20 protein-coding genes and 3 pseudogenes are annotated in these 20,688 nt (G+C 59.3%); 15 read left to right on the top strand and 8 right to left on the bottom strand.

All coding sequences use genetic code 11. The features are described 5' to 3' along the window. The first annotated feature begins 8 nt into the window (after positions 1-8). From phnF to F568_RS26415, 12 genes are all read left to right on the top strand, one after another. A complete protein-coding gene (gene phnF, locus F568_RS0119305) occupies positions 9-746 on the top strand; it encodes a phosphonate metabolism transcriptional regulator PhnF (RefSeq protein ID WP_019020413.1) in 738 nt (245 codons plus the stop codon). Then, positions 743-1,174 carry a phosphonate C-P lyase system protein PhnG gene (gene phnG, locus F568_RS0119300; protein ID WP_019020412.1) on the top strand — a complete coding sequence of 144 codons (432 nt, stop codon included), beginning with the start codon at positions 743-745 and terminating at the stop codon, positions 1,172-1,174. Before phnF ends, phnG begins: the two co-directional genes overlap by 4 nt. Further along, positions 1,171-1,788 (top strand): phosphonate C-P lyase system protein PhnH, encoded by a 618-nt coding sequence (gene phnH / locus F568_RS0119295; protein WP_019020411.1) that lies wholly within the window; start codon positions 1,171-1,173, stop codon positions 1,786-1,788. The genes phnG and phnH overlap by 4 nt, the downstream gene beginning before the upstream one ends. Next, a complete protein-coding gene (locus tag F568_RS0119290) occupies positions 1,773-2,867 on the top strand; it encodes a carbon-phosphorus lyase complex subunit (RefSeq protein ID WP_019020410.1) in 1,095 nt (364 codons plus the stop codon). The genes phnH and F568_RS0119290 overlap by 16 nt, the downstream gene beginning before the upstream one ends. After that, entirely contained in the window at positions 2,867-3,700 is an 834-nt protein-coding gene (locus F568_RS0119285) for an alpha-D-ribose 1-methylphosphonate 5-phosphate C-P-lyase PhnJ (protein ID WP_019020409.1), read from the top strand. The genes F568_RS0119290 and F568_RS0119285 overlap by 1 nt, the downstream gene beginning before the upstream one ends. Beyond that, complete coding sequence (gene phnK / locus F568_RS0119280; RefSeq protein ID WP_019020408.1) at positions 3,697-4,503, top strand: phosphonate C-P lyase system protein PhnK; 807 nt, start codon at positions 3,697-3,699, stop codon at positions 4,501-4,503. Before F568_RS0119285 ends, phnK begins: the two co-directional genes overlap by 4 nt. An 11-nt stretch (positions 4,504-4,514) precedes the next feature. Beyond that, positions 4,515-5,240 carry a phosphonate C-P lyase system protein PhnL gene (phnL, locus tag F568_RS0119275; RefSeq protein ID WP_019020407.1) on the top strand — a complete coding sequence of 242 codons (726 nt, stop codon included), beginning with the start codon at positions 4,515-4,517 and terminating at the stop codon, positions 5,238-5,240. After that, positions 5,237-6,379, top strand: a complete 1,143-nt coding sequence (locus F568_RS0119270) for an alpha-D-ribose 1-methylphosphonate 5-triphosphate diphosphatase (protein WP_019020406.1) — start codon at positions 5,237-5,239, stop codon at positions 6,377-6,379. Before phnL ends, F568_RS0119270 begins: the two co-directional genes overlap by 4 nt. 2 nt (positions 6,380-6,381) lie before the next feature. Continuing rightward, positions 6,382-6,924 carry a ribose 1,5-bisphosphokinase gene (gene phnN / locus F568_RS0119265; RefSeq protein ID WP_019020405.1) on the top strand — a complete coding sequence of 181 codons (543 nt, stop codon included), beginning with the start codon at positions 6,382-6,384 and terminating at the stop codon, positions 6,922-6,924. Further along, the gene (gene phnP, locus F568_RS0119260; RefSeq protein WP_019020404.1) at positions 6,921-7,676 is read left to right on the top strand and encodes a phosphonate metabolism protein PhnP; all 756 of its coding nucleotides are present in this window, start codon (positions 6,921-6,923) and stop codon (positions 7,674-7,676) included. Before phnN ends, phnP begins: the two co-directional genes overlap by 4 nt. Positions 7,677-7,705: 29 nt before the next feature. Next, positions 7,706-8,116 (top strand): LbetaH domain-containing protein, encoded by a 411-nt coding sequence (locus F568_RS23380; RefSeq protein ID WP_019020403.1) that lies wholly within the window; start codon positions 7,706-7,708, stop codon positions 8,114-8,116. Positions 8,117-8,642: 526 nt separating this feature from the next. Next, entirely contained in the window at positions 8,643-8,735 is a 93-nt protein-coding gene (locus F568_RS26415; RefSeq protein WP_371827865.1) for an ArsB/NhaD family transporter, read from the top strand. 314 nt (positions 8,736-9,049) lie between these two features. Here the strand turns inward: F568_RS26415 and F568_RS26410 are convergent. From F568_RS26410 to ptsJ, 8 genes and pseudogenes are all read right to left on the bottom strand, one after another. Continuing rightward, positions 9,050-9,513, bottom strand: a pseudogene (locus tag F568_RS26410) (exopolysaccharide biosynthesis protein). A 156-nt stretch (positions 9,514-9,669) separates the two neighbouring features. Further along, a complete protein-coding gene (gene chrA / locus F568_RS0119240; protein WP_019020401.1) occupies positions 9,670-10,875 on the bottom strand; it encodes a chromate efflux transporter in 1,206 nt (401 codons plus the stop codon). Between the two features lie 5 nt (positions 10,876-10,880). Beyond that, entirely contained in the window at positions 10,881-11,198 is a 318-nt protein-coding gene (locus F568_RS0119235) for a PadR family transcriptional regulator (protein WP_019020400.1), read from the bottom strand. 124 nt (positions 11,199-11,322) lie between these two features. Then, complete coding sequence (gene arsJ / locus F568_RS23375; RefSeq protein WP_019020399.1) at positions 11,323-12,576, bottom strand: organoarsenical effux MFS transporter ArsJ; 1,254 nt, start codon at positions 12,574-12,576, stop codon at positions 11,323-11,325. A 12-nt stretch (positions 12,577-12,588) separates the two neighbouring features. Further along, positions 12,589-13,605: pseudogene (locus F568_RS23370) on the bottom strand (ArsJ-associated glyceraldehyde-3-phosphate dehydrogenase). A gap of 44 nt (positions 13,606-13,649) precedes the next feature. Further along, positions 13,650-13,990: pseudogene (locus F568_RS26145) on the bottom strand (metalloregulator ArsR/SmtB family transcription factor). A gap of 16 nt (positions 13,991-14,006) precedes the next feature. Beyond that, positions 14,007-14,432, bottom strand: coding sequence for an arsenate reductase ArsC (locus F568_RS0119215; protein ID WP_019020395.1), 426 nt, complete (start codon positions 14,430-14,432; stop codon positions 14,007-14,009). Positions 14,433-16,346: 1,914 nt separating this feature from the next. Next, a complete protein-coding gene (gene ptsJ, locus F568_RS0119205; protein WP_026300661.1) occupies positions 16,347-17,651 on the bottom strand; it encodes a MocR-like B6 salvage transcription factor PtsJ in 1,305 nt (434 codons plus the stop codon). 106 nt (positions 17,652-17,757) lie between these two features. On the opposite strand from ptsJ, the gene F568_RS0119200 reads away from it, so the two are divergent. The 3 genes from F568_RS0119200 to F568_RS0119190 all read left to right on the top strand — a co-directional run bounded on the left by F568_RS0119200 (position 17,758) and on the right by F568_RS0119190 (position 20,679). Next, positions 17,758-18,651, top strand: a complete 894-nt coding sequence (locus F568_RS0119200) for a dihydrodipicolinate synthase family protein (RefSeq protein WP_019020392.1) — start codon at positions 17,758-17,760, stop codon at positions 18,649-18,651. Positions 18,652-18,713: 62 nt separating this feature from the next. Then, positions 18,714-19,919 (top strand): MFS transporter, encoded by a 1,206-nt coding sequence (locus F568_RS0119195; protein WP_019020391.1) that lies wholly within the window; start codon positions 18,714-18,716, stop codon positions 19,917-19,919. Between the two features lie 133 nt (positions 19,920-20,052). Next, entirely contained in the window at positions 20,053-20,679 is a 627-nt protein-coding gene (locus F568_RS0119190; RefSeq protein WP_019020390.1) for a LysE family translocator, read from the top strand. Positions 20,680-20,688 lie beyond the last annotated feature (9 nt).

The following is a 20,688-nucleotide window of genomic DNA, read 5'->3' as shown; positions in this document are numbered from 1 at the left end:
GAAGCAACATGTCTAGACAACTCACCCAGGCACCGCGCTACCGCACGCTCGCCGATATTTTGGCGCGCGAGGTTCGAGCCAGTTATCAACCCGGCGACCTGCTGCCTGCCGAGGCGGCGCTGGCCAAGCGCTTCGATGTCAATCGCCATACTATTCGCCGGGCCTTGGACGAGTTGGTCGCCGCCGGCATGGTGACCCGCCATCAGGGGCGCGGCACCCAGGTTGTCGATCGCCGGCTCGACTATGCCGTCAATGCCGGCAGCAAGGTCACCCAGAACCTCGCCGAACAGGGTGTTGCCACGCAAACCCAGTGCTTGGAACAGGGTTTGCGCTTGCCTCCCGAAGCCATCGCTCAACGCTTTGGCCGACGCTCAGACGAGCCACTGCTGTGCGTCGACACCCTGCGCCATGTCGACGATTCGCCCGTACTGTTCCTGCGTCACTGGTTCGACGACCACCGCCTTCCGAACTGGACGCACCGTTACCGCGGCGGATCGACACGAGCACTGCTCAGTCAGCATTACGGCCTGCGCTTGTACCGTCGCCGAGTACGCATCGAGGCCGGCAGCGCCAACCGCGACGATACGCGACTGCTCCGCTGCCCGCTTAATGCTCCACTGCTTCAACTTACCAGTGACAACGTGGATGCCAACGGCACGCTGGTGGAAATTTCGGTCGGCCGCGCCCGGGCCGACCGGTTCGCCTATCACATTGATTTTAATGACATCGACGAGGTCTCCCTATGACCCGATCCCAACGACAGCGGATATTGGCGCTGACGCCTCGCGAGCGGCTGAAGTCCCGTTGGACCGCGCTTGGTATCGATCGACCCCATCGCCGCGTACGCGGTCCGGAAACCGGCATGGCCATGGTTCGCGGCCGTATGGGCGCCACCGGCAATGCCTTCAACTTGGGGGAAATGACCATGACCCGCGCCAGCGTGACGCTGGAAGATGGCCCGTTAGGCCATGGCTGGGTACGCGGCCGCGACTTTCACCACGCCGAGCTGATCGCGCTTATCGACGCCTGCGCCCAGCAAGATGACCTACGCGAACGTATCGACGCCGAGCTTATTGCACCGCTCGCCGACGAGCTCGCCACTCGCAACGCCGAAGCCTCGCGCACCGCCGCGGCTACCCGCGTGGATTTCTTCACCATGGTAAGAGGGGAATGAGCATGCTCTGGCCCGGCCTGACCGATCCCGTACACGACAGCCAGCGGCTGTTCCGCCAGATTCTCCAGGCGATGTCGGAACCCGGTACGCTGCATAACCTGGACCTCGACGCTCCGCCGGAAGTGGCCCCGATCGGCGCCGCACTGTGGGGCGCCCTGCTGACGCTGTGCGATCTCGATACGCGCGTCTGGATCGCCCGCGAACTCGACACGCCGGCGCTGCGCGAAGCGCTCTCCTTCCATACCGGCTGCCGTCTGGCCGATGACCCGGCAAGCGCCGATTTCGCCGTGGTGACTCCCACCACGCTGCACACCGAAATCGCCTTCGCCACCGGTAGCGACGAGTATCCCGACCGCAGCACGACCCTGCTGGTTTCACTCGACAGCTTGAACGACCAAGGCCCTTGGCAAATCAGCGGCCCGGGCATTCCAGAACGACGCTGGCTCGATGTTGGCGATGGAGAGGCTCTGATGGGATGCCTGGCTCGCAATCACACCCAGTTTCCCCGTGGCCTCGATGCCCTGCTGGCCTGCGACGCTCGGCTGACTGCCATTCCCCGTAGCAGCCGGATCGAAAAGTGCCTGAAGGAGGATCGTTCATGTATGTCGCAGTGAAAGGCGGCGAACAGGCGATTGCCAACGCCCATCAATTATTGGGCGATCGCCGGCGTGGCGATCGTGAGCTAGCCGAGCTGTCGGTCGAGCAGATTCAGGAACAGCTGCGCCTGGCAGTCGATCGCGTGATGAGCGAGGCCTCGCTGTTCGACCCTGAGCTCGCTGCGCTCGCGCTCAAGCAGGCTAGTGGCGACACGATTGAAGCGGTGTTCCTGCTACGTGCCTACCGCACCACTCTGCCGCGGCTGGCGGTGAGTGAACCGGTCGATACCAGCGCTATGCGCATCGAGCGTCGGATCAGCGCCACCTACAAGGACATTCCAGGCGGTCAGATTCTCGGCCCGACGTATGACTACACTCACCGTCTACTGGATTTCATGCAGTTGGCAGAGGGAGAAATACCCACGCCAGCCCGTGCCGAACAGGCGCTGGAGAGTTGCCCGCAGATCCTCGAACTGCTCAATGCCGAAGGGTTGATCGAGCGCGAGGCCGATGATGGCAGCGAGCCCTACGATATCACCCGCGACCCGCCGGACTATCCCGTCGATCGCGCCGCGCGCCTGCAGATGTTGGCGCGTGGCGACGAAGGGTATCTGCTCTCGCTGGCTTACTCCACTCAACGCGGCTATGGGCGCAACCATCCCTTCGCCGGCGAGATTCGTATCGGCCAGGTGGAGGTCGAGATTTTCGTAGAGGAATTCGGCGAGCGCATCTGCATCGGTGAAATCCCTGTGAGCGAATGTCAGATGATCAACCAGTTCGGTGGCTCGCGTGAGGTCGCGCCCCAGTTTACGCGCGGCTATGGACTGTCCTTTGGCCACAACGAACGCAAGACCATGGCCATGGCGCTGGTCGATCGCGCCCTGCGTGCCGAAGAGCTCGGCGAACCGGTCAATAGCCCGGCCCAACAGGCCGAATTTGTTCTAGCTCACGCCGACAGCGTGGAGGCCTCAGGCTTCGTCTCGCATCTCAAGCTGCCGCACTACGTCGATTTCCAATCCGAACTGGAGCTGTTGCGCCGGCTGCGCCGTGCCCATGCGGCAAGCCAGAAAGCGGCATCCGACGAGGAGGTCATCTAGTGAACGGATATAACTTCGCCTATCTGGACGAACAAACGAAGCGCATGATCCGCCGTGCGCTGCTCAAGGCGGTGGCGATTCCCGGCTACCAAGTGCCTTTCGGCGGCCGCGAGATGCCCATGCCCTATGGCTGGGGAACCGGCGGCATGCAGCTCACAGCCAGCATCCTGGGCAGCGATGACGTGCTCAAGGTGATCGACCAAGGTGCCGACGACACCACCAATGCAGTCAGTATCCGCGCCTTCTTCCAGCGGGTCGCCGGGGTCGAAACCACTACGGCGACGACCTCGGCCAGCGTCATCCAGACTCGTCACCGAATCCCCGAAGCCGCGCTCAGCCATGGCCAGATCCTGGTCTTCCAGGTACCGATACCCGAGCCGCTGCGCTTCATCGAGCCCAGCGAACAGGAGACCCGGCTCATGCATGCCCTGGAGGAGTACGGCGTGATGCACGTCAAGCTCTACGAGGACATTGCCCGCTACGGCCATATCGCCACCACTTATGCCTACCCGGTCAAGGTTGACGATCGCTATGTGATGGATCCTTCGCCTATCCCTAAGTTCGACAATCCCAAGCTGCACATGAATGAGGCCCTGATGCTGTTCGGCGCAGGCCGAGAGAAACGCCTCTACGCCATTCCGCCCTATACCCGGGTGGAGAGTCTCGATTTCGAGGACCACCCCTTCGAGATCCAGGCCTGGGATGAATGCTGCGCACTGTGTGGCAGCGAGACCAGCTACCTCGACGAAGTCATTACCGACGACGCCGGCAACCGCATGTTTGTCTGTTCCGATACCGATTACTGCATGACACGCCGCGGGGAGGTGGCATGAATCGTTCCGTCCTTCCTAGACCCGACCTGGAACGTCCCGCCCTGCTGGATGTACATAACGTCAGCCGCCTCTATGGACCTGACAAGGGCTGCCAGGAGATCAACTTTCGCCTACATGCCGGCGAGGTGCTGGGCATCGTCGGCGAGTCCGGCTCCGGCAAGTCGACGCTGTTGCGGGTGCTGGCCGGCCTGGAGGCACCCGATGCCGGCCACGTGGCTTACCATTCTGCAAACGACGACACGCTGGATCTTTATGCCATCAGTGAAGCACGCCGCCGCGCACTGCTACGCCTGGAGTGGGGGCTGATCCATCAGAACCCGCGTGATGGCCTGCGCATGGGTGTGTCCGCCGGCGCCAACATCGGCGAGCGTCTGATGGCACTGGGCCAGCGTCATTACGGTCAGTTACGCGCCGCTGGCCAGGACTGGATGGGGCAGGTGGAGCTCGATCCCGGGCGCATCGATGATGCACCGCGAACTTTCTCCGGCGGCATGCAGCAGCGTTTGCAGATCGCTCGCACCCTAGTGACTCGGCCGCGGCTGGTATTCATGGACGAGCCTACTGGCGGGCTCGACGTGTCCGTACAGGCGCGCCTGCTCGACATGATCCGCACTTTGGTGCGCCAGCTCGGCCTGTCGGTCGTACTCGTTACCCACGACCTCGCCGTGGCACGCCTGCTCTCACACCGCTTGCTGGTGATGCGCCGTAGCCGGGTGGTGGAAGCCGGCCTGACCGATCAGATTCTCGACGACCCGCAGCACGCCTATACGCAGTTGCTGGTGTCGTCGGTGCTGACCCCTTAAGGAGCCAGACCATGAATGCCTTACTCACTGTCGAGAATCTGCACAAGGGCTTCGTACTGCATGGCCAAGGCGGCACCGCACTGGAAGTCATGCATGACCTGTCGCTCGAACTGCGTGCCGGCGAATGCCTGGTGCTGGCCGGGCGCAGCGGCATCGGCAAGAGCACGCTGCTTAAGATGCTCTACGGCAATTACCTTGCCCGGCGCGGCAGTATCCGCCTGCACTTCAGCGACGGGCCGCTGGAACTGACCGATCTGCCCGCTCATGCCTGGCATCCCCTACGCCGCGACGTGATCGGCTACGTCAGCCAGTTCCTGCGCGTGGTACCCCGGGTCAGTGCCGTCGAGGTGGTAATGGAACCGTTACTGGCACGTGGCGCCGATGCTTGGGATGCCCGCACGAAGGCCGAGACGCTACTGTCCCGTCTCAACCTGCCGGAGCGGTTGTGGCAGCTACCGCCAGGCACTTTCTCCGGCGGCGAGCAGCAGCGCGTCAATATCGCCCGAGGCTTTATTGGCGAGCATCCTTTGCTGTTGCTCGATGAGCCCACAGCCTCGCTCGATGCTGCCAACCGCGCCGAGGTAGTTGCGCTGATTCATGAAGCCAAGGCACGTGGCACCGCCATGCTCGGCATTTTTCATGATGAAGATGTGCGCAGCCAGGTTGCGGATCGCCTACTACCACTCGACGACCATCTGATGGCCAAGACCACGCATTTCCCGGGGCAGCCCTCATGAGCGAACAGATTCTTACCCATGCACGGCTGGTACTCGACGACGAGGTGATATCAGGCAGCCTGGTGATCCGTGACGGCTTGATCGCCGACATTGATACCGCCCCCAGCCAGCTGCCGCCAGCAATCGACTGTGACAACGATTATTTGTTGCCCGGTTTGGTCGAGTTGCATACCGATAATATGGAAAAGTATTTCCAGCCCCGTCCCAAGGTCGCCTGGCCCGGCCGCCAAGCGGCGCTCGCCCACGATGCGCAGATGGCGGCCAGCGGCATTACTACGGTGTTTGACGCCGTATCGATCGGCGACGTCCACAAGGACAGCATGCGTCATCTGGCGCTGCATGAGATGTGTGCGGCCATCGGCGACATCGTCGCCGATGGGCTAGCCCGGGTCGACCATCGTCTGCACCTACGCTGCGAAGTCAGCCAGCCCGAGACATTACAGCGCTTCCAAGATTTGGCTGACCTGCCGCTCCTCGGCCTGGTGTCCCTAATGGATCATGCCCCCGGCCAGCGCCAGTTCGCCTCGTTTGAGGCCTATCGTACCTACTATCAGGGCAAGTACGGCCTCAACGACGCCGAACTCGAAGTATTTGTCGCGGAACAGCTCGCGAATAGTGCCCGTTACAGTGCTCAATACCGCCAGGCCATCGCTGCCGAATGCCACAAGCGGGGGCTGGCGCTGGCCAGTCACGACGACGCCACCCTGGAGCACGTCGCCGAGAGCCGAGAGTACGGGACGCGAGTTGCCGAGTTTCCTACTACGAGTGAGGCCGCCGAGGCCTCGCATCGCGCCGGTATGGCAGTGATGATGGGCGCTCCCAACGTGGTCCGCGGCGGCTCGCACTCAGGCAATATCGCGGCGGCGGCGTTGGTCGAGCGGGGCGTGCTCGATATTCTATCCTCCGATTATTATCCGGCAGCCCTGCTCGATGCCGTCTTCAGGATCGCACAGATGGAAGGCGGCTATACCCTGCCGCAAGCGGTAGCTACGGCATCTCGCCAACCGGCCGAGGCCGTGGGCCTAAACGACAGAGGTCGTCTCGCCTCGGGGTTGCGTGCCGACCTGTTGCGCGTACGCCTAGTCGACGACCATCCGATGGTGCAACGGGTGTGGTCCCAAGGAAGGCAGGTGCACTGATCATGGGCCGACTCGTTTACCTGATGGGCGGCAGCGGCGTCGGCAAGGACACCTTGCTCGGTGCAGTGCGTCAGCATCATCCCCAATGGCTGGTGGCCCACCGTTATATCACGCGGCCCAGCGGCACGAGCGAGAACTGCGTGGGCCTATCAGAAGTGGAGTTTGCCTGGCGGCGGCGCCTGGGTCTGTTCTGCCTCGACTGGCACGCGCATGGTCTCGATTATGGCCTGGGCATCGAGATCTCGGCCTGGCTGGAGCGCGATCAGGTGGTAATCGTTAACGGTAGTCGCCGTGCCCTGGCCACGGCACGTGAGCGTTTCCAGGACCGGTTACTGCCAGTGCAGGTGACTGCGAAGCCTTCAGTGCTACGGGAGCGTCTGATCCGGCGCGGCAGGGAGACGCGGGAAGAGATCGAGTCACGCTTGCACCGTCACCAACAATTGGAAGCGACACTCGACGGGGTTGCCCACATCGATAACAGTCGCGAACTACATCATGCCGTTGCCACGTTGCAGGCCTTGCTCGTGTCGGAATGCACATCATGAGGTTTCGATTCGTTGGCACCGGCGATAGCGCACAGGTGCCGAGATTCGGTTGCAGCTGTCCCGCCTGCCAGCGTGCCCGTGTGTTGAACTGTCATCGACGCGGACCATGCTGTGCCGAGGTCCGTGTCGACGGGGCCCGCATTCTGCTGGATGCCGGACGCATGGACCTCGCGGAGAGTTGCGAGCGCGAGCGTCCCGCGGCCATCCTGCTAACGCACTACCATGCCGATCACGTCCAGGGGCTTTTCCATCTACGCTGGGGGGCGGGCGAACCGATACCGGTCTATGGCCCCAAGGATGCCCAAGGATGTGCCGATCTCCACAAGAATGCCGGCGTGCTGGCCTTCCAGCCTGGGCTCAAACCGTTCCGGCCATTAGCCCTGAATGGCCTGGAAGTCATTCCGGTCCCCCTCAACCACAGCAAGCCCACGCTGGGCTACTGCATCGCCGGGCTCGGTACGAAGCTGGCCTATCTGACCGATACGCTCGGCCTGCCCGCCGACACCGAGCGCTTTCTGCGCCAGTGGCAGCCCAGTGTGGTGATCCTCGACGCCACTCACCCCGCCACCCATCGCGAGCCACGCAACCACAACAACCTCGACATGGCCTTGTCCATCATTGAGCGCCTGGCCCCTGACCAGGCCTGGCTGACCCATCTCAGCCACGAACTCGACGCTTATGCCATGCACAACCCACTGTGCTTACCGCCCAACGTGTCATTGGCAGCAGATGGTCGGGAATTCGAACTTTGACCACCCGGCTCTGAACACAAGGAAATAACGTGTCGACCCAGCCCGCTTCAGAAGTGCTTGCACCCAGCCCTATAGTGGCCTCGACAGTGCGCCTGCATGCGACTCATTTAGGGAAATGGACGGAAATTGGCGACCGCTGTGTGCTCAACCATAGCGATGTAGGCAGTTACAGTTATATCGAGCGTGATTGCGATGTGATGTATTCCGGTATTGGCAAGTTTACCTCAATCGCCGCCAGCGTCAGGATCAATCCCAGCAATCATCCTTGGTGGCGGCCGACTCTGCACCACTTCACCTACCGGCCCGGCAAATTCGGGTTCAGCGATACCAGCCAGGACGTCGATGATAGCGCTTTCGTCTGGCGTTCCAAGGATCGCGTCACGATCGGTCATAACGTGTGCATCGGCCACAGTGCCATCGTCTTGCCCCGATATCATTAATCAACGTATACGGGCTATACCGCTCGAACCGTCGCGGGCTGGTCAACTGGGCCCGTGATGCGTCTGGGTCGGGGACGACCGTGAGTCGCTTGGAAGTTCATCATATTTGGCTGAGTGGGGCCCCACCCGGCGGTCAAGTGCGCAGCCTGACCCAGCAGGGAATCCAGAAGGGAAACCCGCCGAGGAGCTGGCCAGGACCGATCCCAGCCCAGCTCTGAGAGAAGTTGTCCTACACCACTTAGTTTATCTGGTACCGGACATCTTCACAGATGGCCTAGGTCAGCTCCAAGCCGTCACTAAGCGTCCGGATACTGTAAAAGCCCTCGAACAAACTAACCGCTCGATGGCCAGCCAGACAGCAGCTTTCGGCCAAAAGCGGACACTCAGCGCCGTCAGGGTCACTTTTGCCTCGCTGATGAAACAGCACGCCCTCGACCTTGGTCGGTAAATCGGCGATCGATCACCCACGCACTGTAGCTAGACTGACACAGAAGCACATGGTCTACGCCAATGTCATCGGAATGATCTGGGGCCCAGGTTCACGCCCATTGGCAGCCTCGCCACACTCCTCTGGCTGCACGTGCTGGCTGGCATGGGGTATCGCATCAGTTGGGGGTAATACATGAAGGTCGGGCTAGTGATGACGCCCCCGGTGCTGCTGGCCACGCTCGTTACGCTGGCGTTCTGGCTACCGGCGATAACGTCGCGCTAAATAGATCCACTAGTGCTCGGCAGGCTACTCACCTACCGAGCGCAAAGTCGCCAAGCAGCATGAAGAACCAACATCTACCAAGATAGGATTCTTGGGACGGCTACATCGATTGATACAAATCAATCGCTGCAAGCTCGCTTATTCATGCCACGCGTAGACCAGTATCAAACAGCCACAGACTGCCGTGTACTAGTGCCACAGAGACACCGCAAGCCAGCACCTCAAGGCTCAAGGCTCAAGCCAACGAGTACTGCAATTCCATCCTGCCTCGCGAGGCCTAGCGGTAGAGCCAGAACCGCCAAGCCAGGCAAGGTATTCCCAAATGGGATGGGCAAGGCAACCAGCACCGCCATGACAACAATAACTCCCCGATAACTCGTATGGCTAAGGGGGACATCATCCCGGCCAGACGAATATTCAGGCGGCGTTCTAGTTTTTTTATAAATGGCGTAGCGCGCTGGAAGACTTTGCGCAGCACGTCTTGCCCGACACGCCGCTGAGCTATGAAAGACGGCAAGCGGACACGCTTCGCGCCGATCACCATCTGTCCGCCGATCAGCGCAAGCGCCGAGCCGAATATCATACCAGCAGGGATACCTGGCGTCGGGATAATGGCTGGGATCGAAAAAATCAACAAAATGAGCGCAAGCCCACAGTCACCAGTGCGCTCAGAATATCGTTCAATGTAGGGCGTCCTGCCGGCAGACGGTCAGGCAGACCACGCAATGCATAAGCCAGGCTTAAATTGTCACCGCTCATGGCGAAATGTCTCTCGTCTCGTAAAGGTTAGGCCTTTAGCCCTACTAGGCGTGGTCAATCGCTTCTCTCGCCCTCGTCCCGCTTAGAGAAGCAGGCTGACGCTTAGACCGCCGAGCCCCACGATAATCACCACGAGCCAGGGCGGAATTTTCCATGCCGTGAGCAAAACGAACCCGGTAAGGGCCATGGCAAAGTCATGGGCCCCCAACACGGCACTCGTCCATACGGGCTCATAAAGCGCTGCGCCCAGAATGCCTACGACAGCCGCATTGGCGCCACGCATGACGGCCTGGGCAGTCGCATACTGACGAAACGCTCCCCAGAACGGCAATATCGCGATCAGCAACAGAAAACCCGGCACAAATATCGCTAATAATGCAAGCCCCGCTCCTACTAGCCCATTGGGCTCGGGCTCCAAGATAGCTCCCAGATATGCGGAGAAAGTGAAAAGCGGACCAGGCACCGCTTGAGCCGCGCCATAGCCTGTCAGAAACTCATCTGAAGTGACCCAACCAGGCTGAACCACTTCGGCCTCTAGGAGAGGCAGTACGACATGCCCCCCTCCGAACACCAAGGCGCCGGCACGATAGAAGGCATCGATAACATCCAGCGTCTGGCTGCCTGTCGCCCATGTCATAAAGGGCAGCCCAACTAGAAAGATGAGGAATAGGAGAAAGGCGACACCGCCAGCCTTGCGCGAAACGGAAAAATTCAAATGGCTATCCGGGAAAGAGGCTTGGCCACGACAGTACCATATGCCAGCCAGCCCTCCTGCCACAATAGCTGCAACCTGTCCCAAAGGACCACTGAACAGCACCACGATCAGCACAGCCGCAAGCGCAATGGTGGCTCGCTGACGATCGGGACATAGATTCCTGGCCATCCCCCAAACGGCATTGGCAACGATTGCGACGGCCACTAGCTTGAGGCCATGAATAATGCCGCTGCCTATGGCCCCTTCCATCAGGAAAGCGCCATAGGCAAACAACACAAGAATCATCGCAGAAGGTAGGGTAAAGGCTAGCCAGGCGGCAGCGGCGCCCCAAGGCCCGCCACGCATGAGGCCCAAGGCAAATCCCACCTGGCTGCTGGCAGGGCCCGGCAGGAACTGACAAAGGGCCACCAAATCCGCATAGGCTTGTTCTGTCAGCCATTTACGACGCGCTACGAACTCTGTGCGGAAATAGCCTAGGTGTGCAATAGGACCTCCGAAGGACGTCAGGCCGAGCAGGAGAAAAGCCCTGAAAACTTCGCGGACGCGCCCTGCCGTCACAGCTTGCTGTGTCATGGTTCCTATTCCTTCTCGATGTTGTCTTGCATGGCTTCCCCCGTGAATTCTCGGAGTTGTCTCTTGGCCACGGCCAGCCCCTCGCGGCCCTTGTCGGTCGCCCGGTAGAGCTTGCGCCGTGAGCTTCCTTTCCGCTCTTCGCGAGAAACGAGATATCCCTTGCGCTCCAGACTGTGCAGCATGGGGTAGAGGGTCCCGGGACTCAGCCGATAACCGTGGTGTGCCAACCCATCGATCATCCATTGGCCATAGATTTCATGCTCTGCGGCATGATGCAGGACATGTAGGCGGATCAGGCCCGCCAGCAGCTCTTGATGTTCCAAAACATTCCTTATCGAAAGCCGATATCGATTTTCGATAGCAATTATCGTAGAGAACGTGTCAACGCATTGGCCAAACTATGAGATATACGCATGAGATAGCGCCTACCCTGAGGTATAGGTTGTATTACTTTCCCGAAGCGTACTTATCGCTTTCAGCTTTTACCCGCTCCGCCGGCAACCCTAGCGCCATAATCGCGCTCAACAGCACTAGCCCTGCCGAGACCCACAGACACGCCGCCAGGCCCTGCGCCTGGTAAAGCCAGCCCGACAGCACCGTGCCGAGCAGCCGACCCATGGCATTGGCCATGTAATAGAAGCCGACGTCCATCGATACGCCCTCTTCCCGCGCGAAACGCACGATCAGATAGCTATGCCAACTGGAGTTGACAGCGAAGACCACACCGAAGGCTAGTAGTCCCGCTACCAGCCAGGCCACGGCAGCATCGAGCGGGAGAAGCGCCAGGACGGCTGGCACGGCAGTCAGTGCCAGTGCCCAGCCGGCGGTAATGCCCCGTGCGCTGCCGTGAAATAGACGGGTGATATGAGGGGCCTGGGTCTGGACACCGCCATAGCCGACTACCCAGGCGGCCAGCATCGTACCCACTGCCCAGTGATCCCAGCCATGCAGGTCGTAGAGAAATACCGGCAATGCCACCACGAACCACACGTCGCGCGAGGCGAACAGGCACAGCCGCGCTGCGGCCAGGACATTGACCGCACGTGACGAGGAGAAGACTTCACGAAACTTGGGCTTAGCCTTAGTTCGTCCTAGGTCGGCGCGTAGCCGCCACAGCGACAGGGCCAGTACGGCCACCAGCATACCTAGCATGACCAGGATGGAAGCGCGAAAACCGATCAGCGTCAGCAGCAAGCCACCGACGAAGAACCCGGCTCCCTTGAGCGCATTCTTCGAGCCAGTGAGTATCGCCACCCAGCGATACAGCGCGCCCTGGGCATTGACATTGTTCTTGGGCACCAAGACCTTGACCGCGCTCTTGGCACTCATCTTATTGAGATCTTTAGCGATCCCCGAAAGCGCCTGGGCCGACATGACCCAGGGTACCGTCAATGCCGCGGTCGGCACCAGCAGCATGCCCAGCGCGACGATCTGCAGCCCCAAGCCTACGTTCATGGTGCGGTTGAGTCCCAGTCGCGCGCCCAACCAGCCCCCGACGAAGTTGGTGACCACGCCGAAGGCCTCGTAGAACAGGAAGAGCATCGCCACTTCCAGCGGCGAATAGCCCAACTGGTGGAAGTGCAGCACCACCAGCATGCGTAGCGCGCCGTCGGTCAGGGTGAAGGCCCAGTAGTTGCCAGTCACCAGCAAATATTGGCGCACTTCGAGCGGTAGGGCACGCAGTCGCTCGGGTAATAACATGCCTGACTCCCGTTAACCTCGCCCTATCTTGATAGCCAGTTCTACCGCCCGGTTGGCGTAGCCCCATTCGTTGTCGTACCAGGCATAGATTTTTACATGGGTGCCATTGACGACCAGCGTCGAGAGCGCATCGACGATGGAACTGCGAGGGTCGGTGCGGTAGTCGATGGATACTAACGGACGCGTTTCGAAACCGAGAATACCAGCCAGCGGCCCCTGAGCCGCCTTTTCAAGCACGCCGTTGACTTCCTCGACGGAGGTTTCGCGCTCGACTTCGAATACCATGTCAGTTAGCGAAGCATTGGCCAACGGCACACGAATGGCATGGCCATTCAGCTTGCCGGTCAACTCCGGAAAAATGGCGGTGATCGCCTTGGCCGAACCGGTGGTGGTCGGTATCAGGCTCATACCGCTGGCCCGAGCGCGGCGCAAGTCTTTATGCGGAGAGTCGAGAATCGACTGTGTATTGGTGAGGTCATGCACGGTCGTCATCGAGCCATGGCGGATCCCGAAGTTTTCATGGATGACCTTGACTACCGGTGCCAGGCAGTTGGTAGTGCAGCTCGCCGCCGTGACGATACGGTGTTTATCGGGATTGTAGGCATCGTCGTTGACGCCCATTACCACGTTGAGTACGCCTTCATCCTTGAGCGGGGCCGTGACCACGACGCGAGCCACGCCCTGATCGAGATAGGCCTGCAATCAGTCGGCTGTTTTCATCACACCGGAGGCTTCGATCACCACATCGCACTGTGCCCAGTCACTATCGGCGAGTACACGATTGCCGCTGAAGGGGATCGTAATGCCATCGACCGTGATGGCTTCGTTACCGGCAGTGATGCCCGCCCCCGGTGCCCAGTGGCCATGCACCGAGTCGAACTCAAGCAGATGGGCGAAGGTTTCAGTGCTACCGCCTGGATCGTTGATGCGCACGATCTCCAACGATGCCTTTTCGCGATAAGGCCAAAGGCTGCGCAGTGCAAGACGCCCGATGCGACCGAAACCGTTGATGCCAATACGAAGTGTCATAAGGCTCTCCTGCCGTGTTTTGGTGTCGTTTCTCCGAAACCGAGTTAGCAGCACTCAGCTTGGCGAGTCGGACGGTTGCCTATGGAGGCAAGCCGCTCGCGCAAGGCGGCCAGTTGCAGGGAAGCCCCTACCGCCGCTGCGTTAAGCCCACCCAGTGCCCAATCCGGTAGACTCGGCATCAAGCGGTAATAGACCACTATCCTTGGCGACGGTCCTGAAGAAGCTCACACGCACGCAACTGGGCCAAGTGCCGGGATATCTTGGGCTGGGACTGGTCCAGCGCGTGCGTCATCTCACAAACACAAAGCTCACCTTCCGCGTGAATGAGCAGCATCAGCGCTAGGCGGGTTTCATCGCTAAGGCACTTGAACAATTGCGTGGGCATCAGTGTTGCCAATGGTTCACCTTTCAATGTCGTCTCGTGATCTCACATCCAACCAGAGTTGCAGTCGTGTACGGATCTCTTGCAACGTCTGCTGGTACGCATTGTCACGGTTAATCACTCGCGGATCCCGTATATCCCAAAACAGCAGTTCCTCAGTCTTGCCCTGCCATTCGCGACAGCGCTGCTGGGCTTTCTCACAGAGGATGATCACCGCATCGAAATATTGATCGGCATAGGCTTCTAGTGGCTCACTCGCGAGCCCCGTGGTATCGATGCCTACCTGAGCAAGAGCATCGAGTGCTGCCTGCTTGGGGGCATCCGGCTCCACGCCTGCACTGAAGGCGTCATAGCGATCACCTGCCAGATGCCGAAGCAATGCTTCGCCCATGAGAGAGCGTGCAGAGTTGGCATTGCATAGAAAGAGAATACGTTGCTTGGCCATCTCATATCTCCATATCCATATATACAAAATAACATATATGCCCCCAAGGCATGACAAGAATATGGCAACACGGGAAACTGGGTCGACCGAAACCAAAAAACCGACCATTTGGCCGGCGCTCTTACAGTGAAGAGAGGTTTCTCCTAGAGATTTGCCCACCACGCGATGGAATAGCCTTTAAACCGATCGCAGCGAGCATCCGGCTACACACGCTGACGCCTGAAACAACGGCTTTCGGCCAGAAGGGGACGTTCAGGCAATCCTGATATAATGCCGCCAGCACGCGCGGCTTTGTAGTGAAGGCGAAGCCACAACGGAAAAGCCGTCGCCGTGGCTGGGCTTGTTAGGAACTTTCACAGAACGTACCCGAGATCGCCCGCAAGTGCTGCATACTGTGAATCTCTATAGCCTATTGGGTAGGTATCCTTTCCAGCTGGTGTATGCTTGGCTTGCCCTATTATTTTGAACTCGTCCTGTATAGCCCTAGCGTCTTCATTTGTAGAAATACATAAGAGAAAACCACCGCTAACCTTTGTTGTTGCCCACTCTCCGGTTAAATATGCTTTGCACCACTCCGTAAATAAGCTGTAGGGTGTTGGAAGCCTTCTGCCATTTTTGTCAAGTTCTCGCCCCTTCGGCAAGCTCGTGGAAACAGCTGCTGCAAATGCAATTCTTCTTGTGTGCTTACCAATAAAAGCATCCCAGCCAATTTTGCCATCGGTAAATCCTTCATTAAGTGTTGGTTGTCTAAAATTTTACTAGGCTTTGTATTCAGCCCCTCCTCCATTGTCTTTACTCTTTCTCTTCTTTACTCAAGCCATTCCTGAAATCCCAGATTGCACCTTCATTCCAATGGAATGTCCGCTTTGGGTCGATATCTACCGGTGGCAAGCTCTCATCCACGGGTGTTCTACTGACCGGAACCCGATCCAGTATGGATTTCCCTATCTGCTAGCACGCTACCACCCGGCAGTATCAAATGTGCCGCCTTCTCGGCTATGGGGCTGCCGGAGTCGCCATTTGGCTACGCAGGAATCCCGCATGTCACATTTAGTAACTTCAGCCTACTAAAGATGGCTTCGGCTTTCATGCTCGAGTTTCGAGCCTTCCATAATTCACGGCTTGAAGTGCTCTCACCGCTGAAGCACTACCGTACCCTCGAGGTTTCATGGTAGATCGGCATGCGGGCTCAGGAAGTTACTGGCTTGCCTGGTATGGCGAGGCATGGAAACCGCTTCACAGCAGTTAGGGCTGTAGTACTAAATCTGCAAGATGGGAAATCGCTAAAAAGGTAAATTCAGTAAACGTTTGATTTAGCCGCGATAAAACAATTCTAACCGTTAAGGGAGCACCGGAATTTGTGAATTAGCACCAATTTTGTGTGAGGCAGGAAGCCCCGGCAACTGCCATCTCTGGACAGTCCCCAGCCACGGCGCCTGCGAACGTTGAGCCAGGCATCGATCGCTGCGATGCACTTAGGATGCGTTAAGTGGACATTCCGTGCCCGGCAGCCCTTGGTGATCTCTGCCCCCAGGTAGTCGTTAGTGACGCTGATATGGATACAGCCTGCAACCGGCGCCTTACTGACTTTGCGGGTGTTTCTATAATTGTCCGTATGGACACGGATAATGTGTGGACATTCCGCCCCCATATGTCCATAAAAAAACGCTAGGCCAAGCGAGCTGACACGACCAGCCCGTTGCTCCTTTTCTACTCTTTTTGGGTATCCGGATTACCTAGCTGATGCGAGCTTACTAGAGTAAAGTGCCAAATTACTTTTCCACTGGAACATTTGATTGTCTGAGACCACCTAAACGTAAATTGCTCCGGTGCATCAGGATCGCACCGTGTGATGTGGCTCCCCGCAACGGGCATTTCTAACTGCCAGTGCTGATAGGCCCTGCTTGCCTCCCGTCATGGCTTACGTGCAAGGCACGATTTAAGATCCTCCGAAAAGCGTTTCGCCTGGCCATCCTGTAACGTGGACACCGTGATCCTGATTGCCTCAACAGAGCCTTGCACTTCGAAAGCGCTGCCCAGCCGAACCAGCCAGCCTTTCTTGGCGAGGGCGTAGGCCACATCCTTCGCGTCCTGGGGCAGCGGCACCCATAAATTGAATCCGCCCGAGGCAGGCAGTACGTCAATTCCCTGAGCTTGTAAGGCCGTACTCAACTCGTCGCGGCGTCGTGCGTACTCGCTGCACGTTTTTTCGAGTCGTTTCCGCACATCCTTTGACGTCAAGCAGGCGCTAACGATCGCCTGAAGAATGTGACTCACCCAGGTCATTCCAGGGGCTAGCCGGGTTCGCAGCCGATCCGCCGTTGCCGAATCGCAGGCCAAGAAGGCAAGGCGTAGATCCGGCCCCAAGCCTTTGGAGACAGAGCGTATCAGCGCCCAACGGGATGTGGTGGTCGGGATGATGGAGTGATACGGCGTCTCGGCCAGCAGAGCAAAGTGGTCATCGACGATGACCAACACATTCGGATGCGCTGCGAGAACCCGTTTCAAAGCGTCTGCGCGATGCTTGGACAGGCTGCATCCCGTCGGATTGTGAGCACGCGGCGTGATCAGTACCGCCCGCACGCCCTTATCCAAGGCCTCCTCTAATGCCTTCGGGCGCATACCCGCGTCGTCGATTTCGACGCCCACGGTCTGGATACCTGCCAAGCGCAGCGCATTGATGGTGCCTAGAAAGCAAGGGTCTTCCACGGCCACTTGGTCGCCGGGCACTAGATGCGCAACCGCCAGGCGTTCAATGGCGTCGACAGCGCCATGCGTCAGCTCCAGCTCGTGATGGGACGGGCAATCCGGCTTAAGCCAATCAAGCCCCCATTGGCGAAGTTCGGGAAGGATCGTGTCCTCACCATACAGAAACGGCTTAGGCAAGCATTCGGCCAGTAGCCCCTTCAGCTCGGGTAACCATTGCGGATTGGGGTTTCCGTGGGCGAGATCGACCAATGCTGTTTCGGGACTCAATCCTTCCTGCTCGCCTGCCTGGGGCGGCGAGCAGATGGTCGTGCCCAGGCGTCCCTGCGTGACGGCGATGCCCGCTTTCGCCAGACGCTGGTAGGCCGCCGCGACCGTATTGCGGTTCACATCGAGTGTGGCCGCCAGCTCACGGACAGGCGGCAGCGAGTCGTTGGGCAGCAGGTCACCTTTCTGCACCATTGCACGGATACAGTCGGAAATTTCCAGAGAAGTCTTACCGGTTATCTTCAATTTTGTCCTATGACAATGTATATGTAGTCTGTGACAATGTTACCGTAGGCCTAACGAAAGAAACATAGCGGCCTTTTCACTTATATCGACATAAGGACAATCGACCATGTTTTCCGGCCTCAGCGCATTTCCTTTGACCCCCATGAACGAGAGCGGCATTGACGAAGCGGCGTTTGCCGGACTGGTCGAGCGTCTGGCTGAGGCCAGCGTTGATTCCATCGGTGCCCTGGGATCGACCGGCAACTATGCCTACCTTACGCGAGCCGAACGTGCGCGTGTCGCGCAACTGGCAGTGAAGCATGCTGGCAACGTGCCAGTGATTGTCGGCATCGGCGCTTTGCGCACGCGTGATGTGTTAGCCCTGGCCGAAGATGCGCAGAAAGCGGGTGCGAGCGCGGTGCTGCTGGCCCCAATGTCGTACCAGAAACTATCCACCGATGAAGTCTTCGATCTCTATGAGACCGTGAACCGCTCCCTATCCGTTCCGCTATGTGTGTACGACAACCCTGGCACAACACATTTTGAGTTCAGTGACGACCTGTATGGGCGTATCGCCCAGCTACCCAACGTGCGTTCCATCAAGATTCCCGGTGTTCCGGCGGACCCCGAAGCCGCCAAGGCGCATGTCGAGCGTCTGCGCGCCCTGATTCCACCACACGTGACGCTCGGCGTCAGCGGTGATGCCTTCGCTGCAACGGGGCTGAATGCGGGTTGCGAGGCTTGGTATTCAGTGATCGGCGGCCTATTCCCTAAGACGGCGTTGGCCATCACTCGCGCTGCACAGGCTGGTGATACGCAGGAAGCCACGCGTCTATCCGAACGACTGCAACCGCTGTGGGCACTGTTCGGCCAGCACGGGGGTAGCCTGCGTGTCGTCGCGGCCGCTGCGGAATTGCAAGGGCTAATAGAGCATCCCTCCCTGCCGCTTCCGCTCAAGGCACTGGAAGGGTCCGGCCGGCAACGGCTCGCTGTGCTACTTGATGAGCTTGAGCTGGCCTGATGGGCCGCGTTGCACTGGGTCAGTTTGTGGGGGCGTGAGCCTTGGCACGGAGAGCTTTTTCTGTGAATACAGCGAGCTGGGGCTCTACCGGGCGGTTCGGTCTTGCCCGCTATGTCATGGCCGCTGCATTAGCGCGCACGGCCGATGGCGGCGCCGTGGTTGCCATCGTACTGTTGGTCACCACACAAGGCGGTGGCGGCAGTCTGGCCGGCTTGTTGGCTGCCTGCATCACTGCGCCGCACCTGCTTGGACCTTTTGTGGCACGACGCATCGACCTGGCCGACGACGGTCGCAAGGTTATCGCTTTCGCCTGTGTCCTTTATTCGTTCGCCTTGGCGGCGGCAGTCCTTAGCTATGGCCACACCCCGGCTATTCTTACCGGCTTACTGCTCTCGATTTCAGGCTGCTGCGGCCCATTACTGACGGGCGGTATCAGCAGCCGGTTGCCGGCGATCGCCGGCAGTGATCAGCACAGCCAACGTCGCGCGCAGGGCTGGGACGTCGCCACCTACGGCGTCGGCGGGACGGTCGGCCCCTCAATTGTGGCCGCTGTCTCTTCATGGGCCTCCCCGGGATTGGCCGCTTTCTGCCTGGCGGTGGCGGCCTTTTGTGCCGCCTGGCTGGTCATGCGGCTTCCTTACAGCGCCCCCGAGCACGGAGGCGATGTCCAGAGCGTGCCGAGTGCCTGGAGCACCATCGCTCTGATGGTAAAGGATGGCCCGCTGCGTCGAACCTTGTACATGACCATGCTGGTCGCCTTCAGTATGGCGGCCCTGCCCATCACCGCCGTTCACATGACGACCCTGATGGGTACCCCAGCCGCCAGCGCGGGGGCCATGACGGCAGCTTATGGGATAGGGAATCTCACCGGATCAATAGGCGTCATGCTGCGGCCATTGCGAGGCAGCCCGGACCACTTGATGTCAGTGTTGGCCCTGTGCGTCATGGCTGGGTTGTTTGCGGTAATGGTGAGTCCCACGTTGTTCATCGCCATCGCGACCTTTTGGGTGGCGGGAATTATCAATGCGTTTTTCTTTGCCGCCACGCTGGCAGCACGGACGGAGTATGCGCCGACAAAGGGGCGCGGCCAGGTCTTTCTATGGGTGGCGGCGATGAAGATCACGGCTGGTTCCGCCGGCACCGCTGCTGCCGGCGCAATGACAGATTGGGATGTACGCATCCCGCTGATGGTTGGAATCGGGCTGATTGGCTGTGCAGTAGCGCTGTCGTTCGTTGAGCGGTGCATGGAACGATCTGGAGCGGCATAGGCAGGCAGAGAGTCTGCAGTCGATTTTCAGAGACCAGGACATGGAAGGGAATCCCTAATAGTGGGTTGCCCCCTTCACAACAGCAGGCTGAAACAACCCCCAGCCGAATATCACTTGATGAGGTGGACCAAAATTGTTTGATGCTTCTGCTTTGATAACTTACGCGGCTATAGTCGCCGGCTTTTCGGCACTGCCTGGTCCTGCCGTACTGCTGACGACAGCGCGCTCTGTTAGCTCGGGAACCCGCGCTGGGGTCGCCACCAGCTTGGGGATCGCAGCCGGTGATTTCCTGCACACGGTCTTAGCGGTACTTGGCGTTTCGGCCATTCTGATGGCGTCCGCCGTCGCTTTCACGATCATGAAATACATGGGGGCGGCTTACCTGATCTACCTTGGGCTGAGAGCGATTCTGGGGCCTACCCATTCTTTTGAGCTGCCCGCAGAGGGGCGCATTTCGCCTAGGGTGGCATTCAAACAGGGGGTGCTCTGTGAAGCTTTAAATCCCAAATTGGCCATGTTCTTCCTGGCCTTCCTCCCCCAGTTTGTACAAACGGAGACGGGCAGTGTCTCATTACAACTGGGTGTGCTGGGCTTGCTTTTCGTGGCGATCGGAGCGGCTGTGACGACCGTCTATGCTTGTGCCGCCGGCAACGTAGGCGCCTTCTTGAGGCACAGTCCCATGATGGCAAAGTGGCAGAACAGGATCGTCGGCAGCCTCTTTTGTGCTCTCGGCGTGCACTTGGCCCTACAAGAGCGATAGCGCTCAATT

It is taken from the genome of Modicisalibacter luteus DSM 23508, assembly GCF_000378505.1.
Taxonomy (GTDB): domain Bacteria; phylum Pseudomonadota; class Gammaproteobacteria; order Pseudomonadales; family Halomonadaceae; genus Modicisalibacter; species Modicisalibacter luteus.
This window is presented reverse-complemented; position numbering and strand designations above follow the sequence as displayed.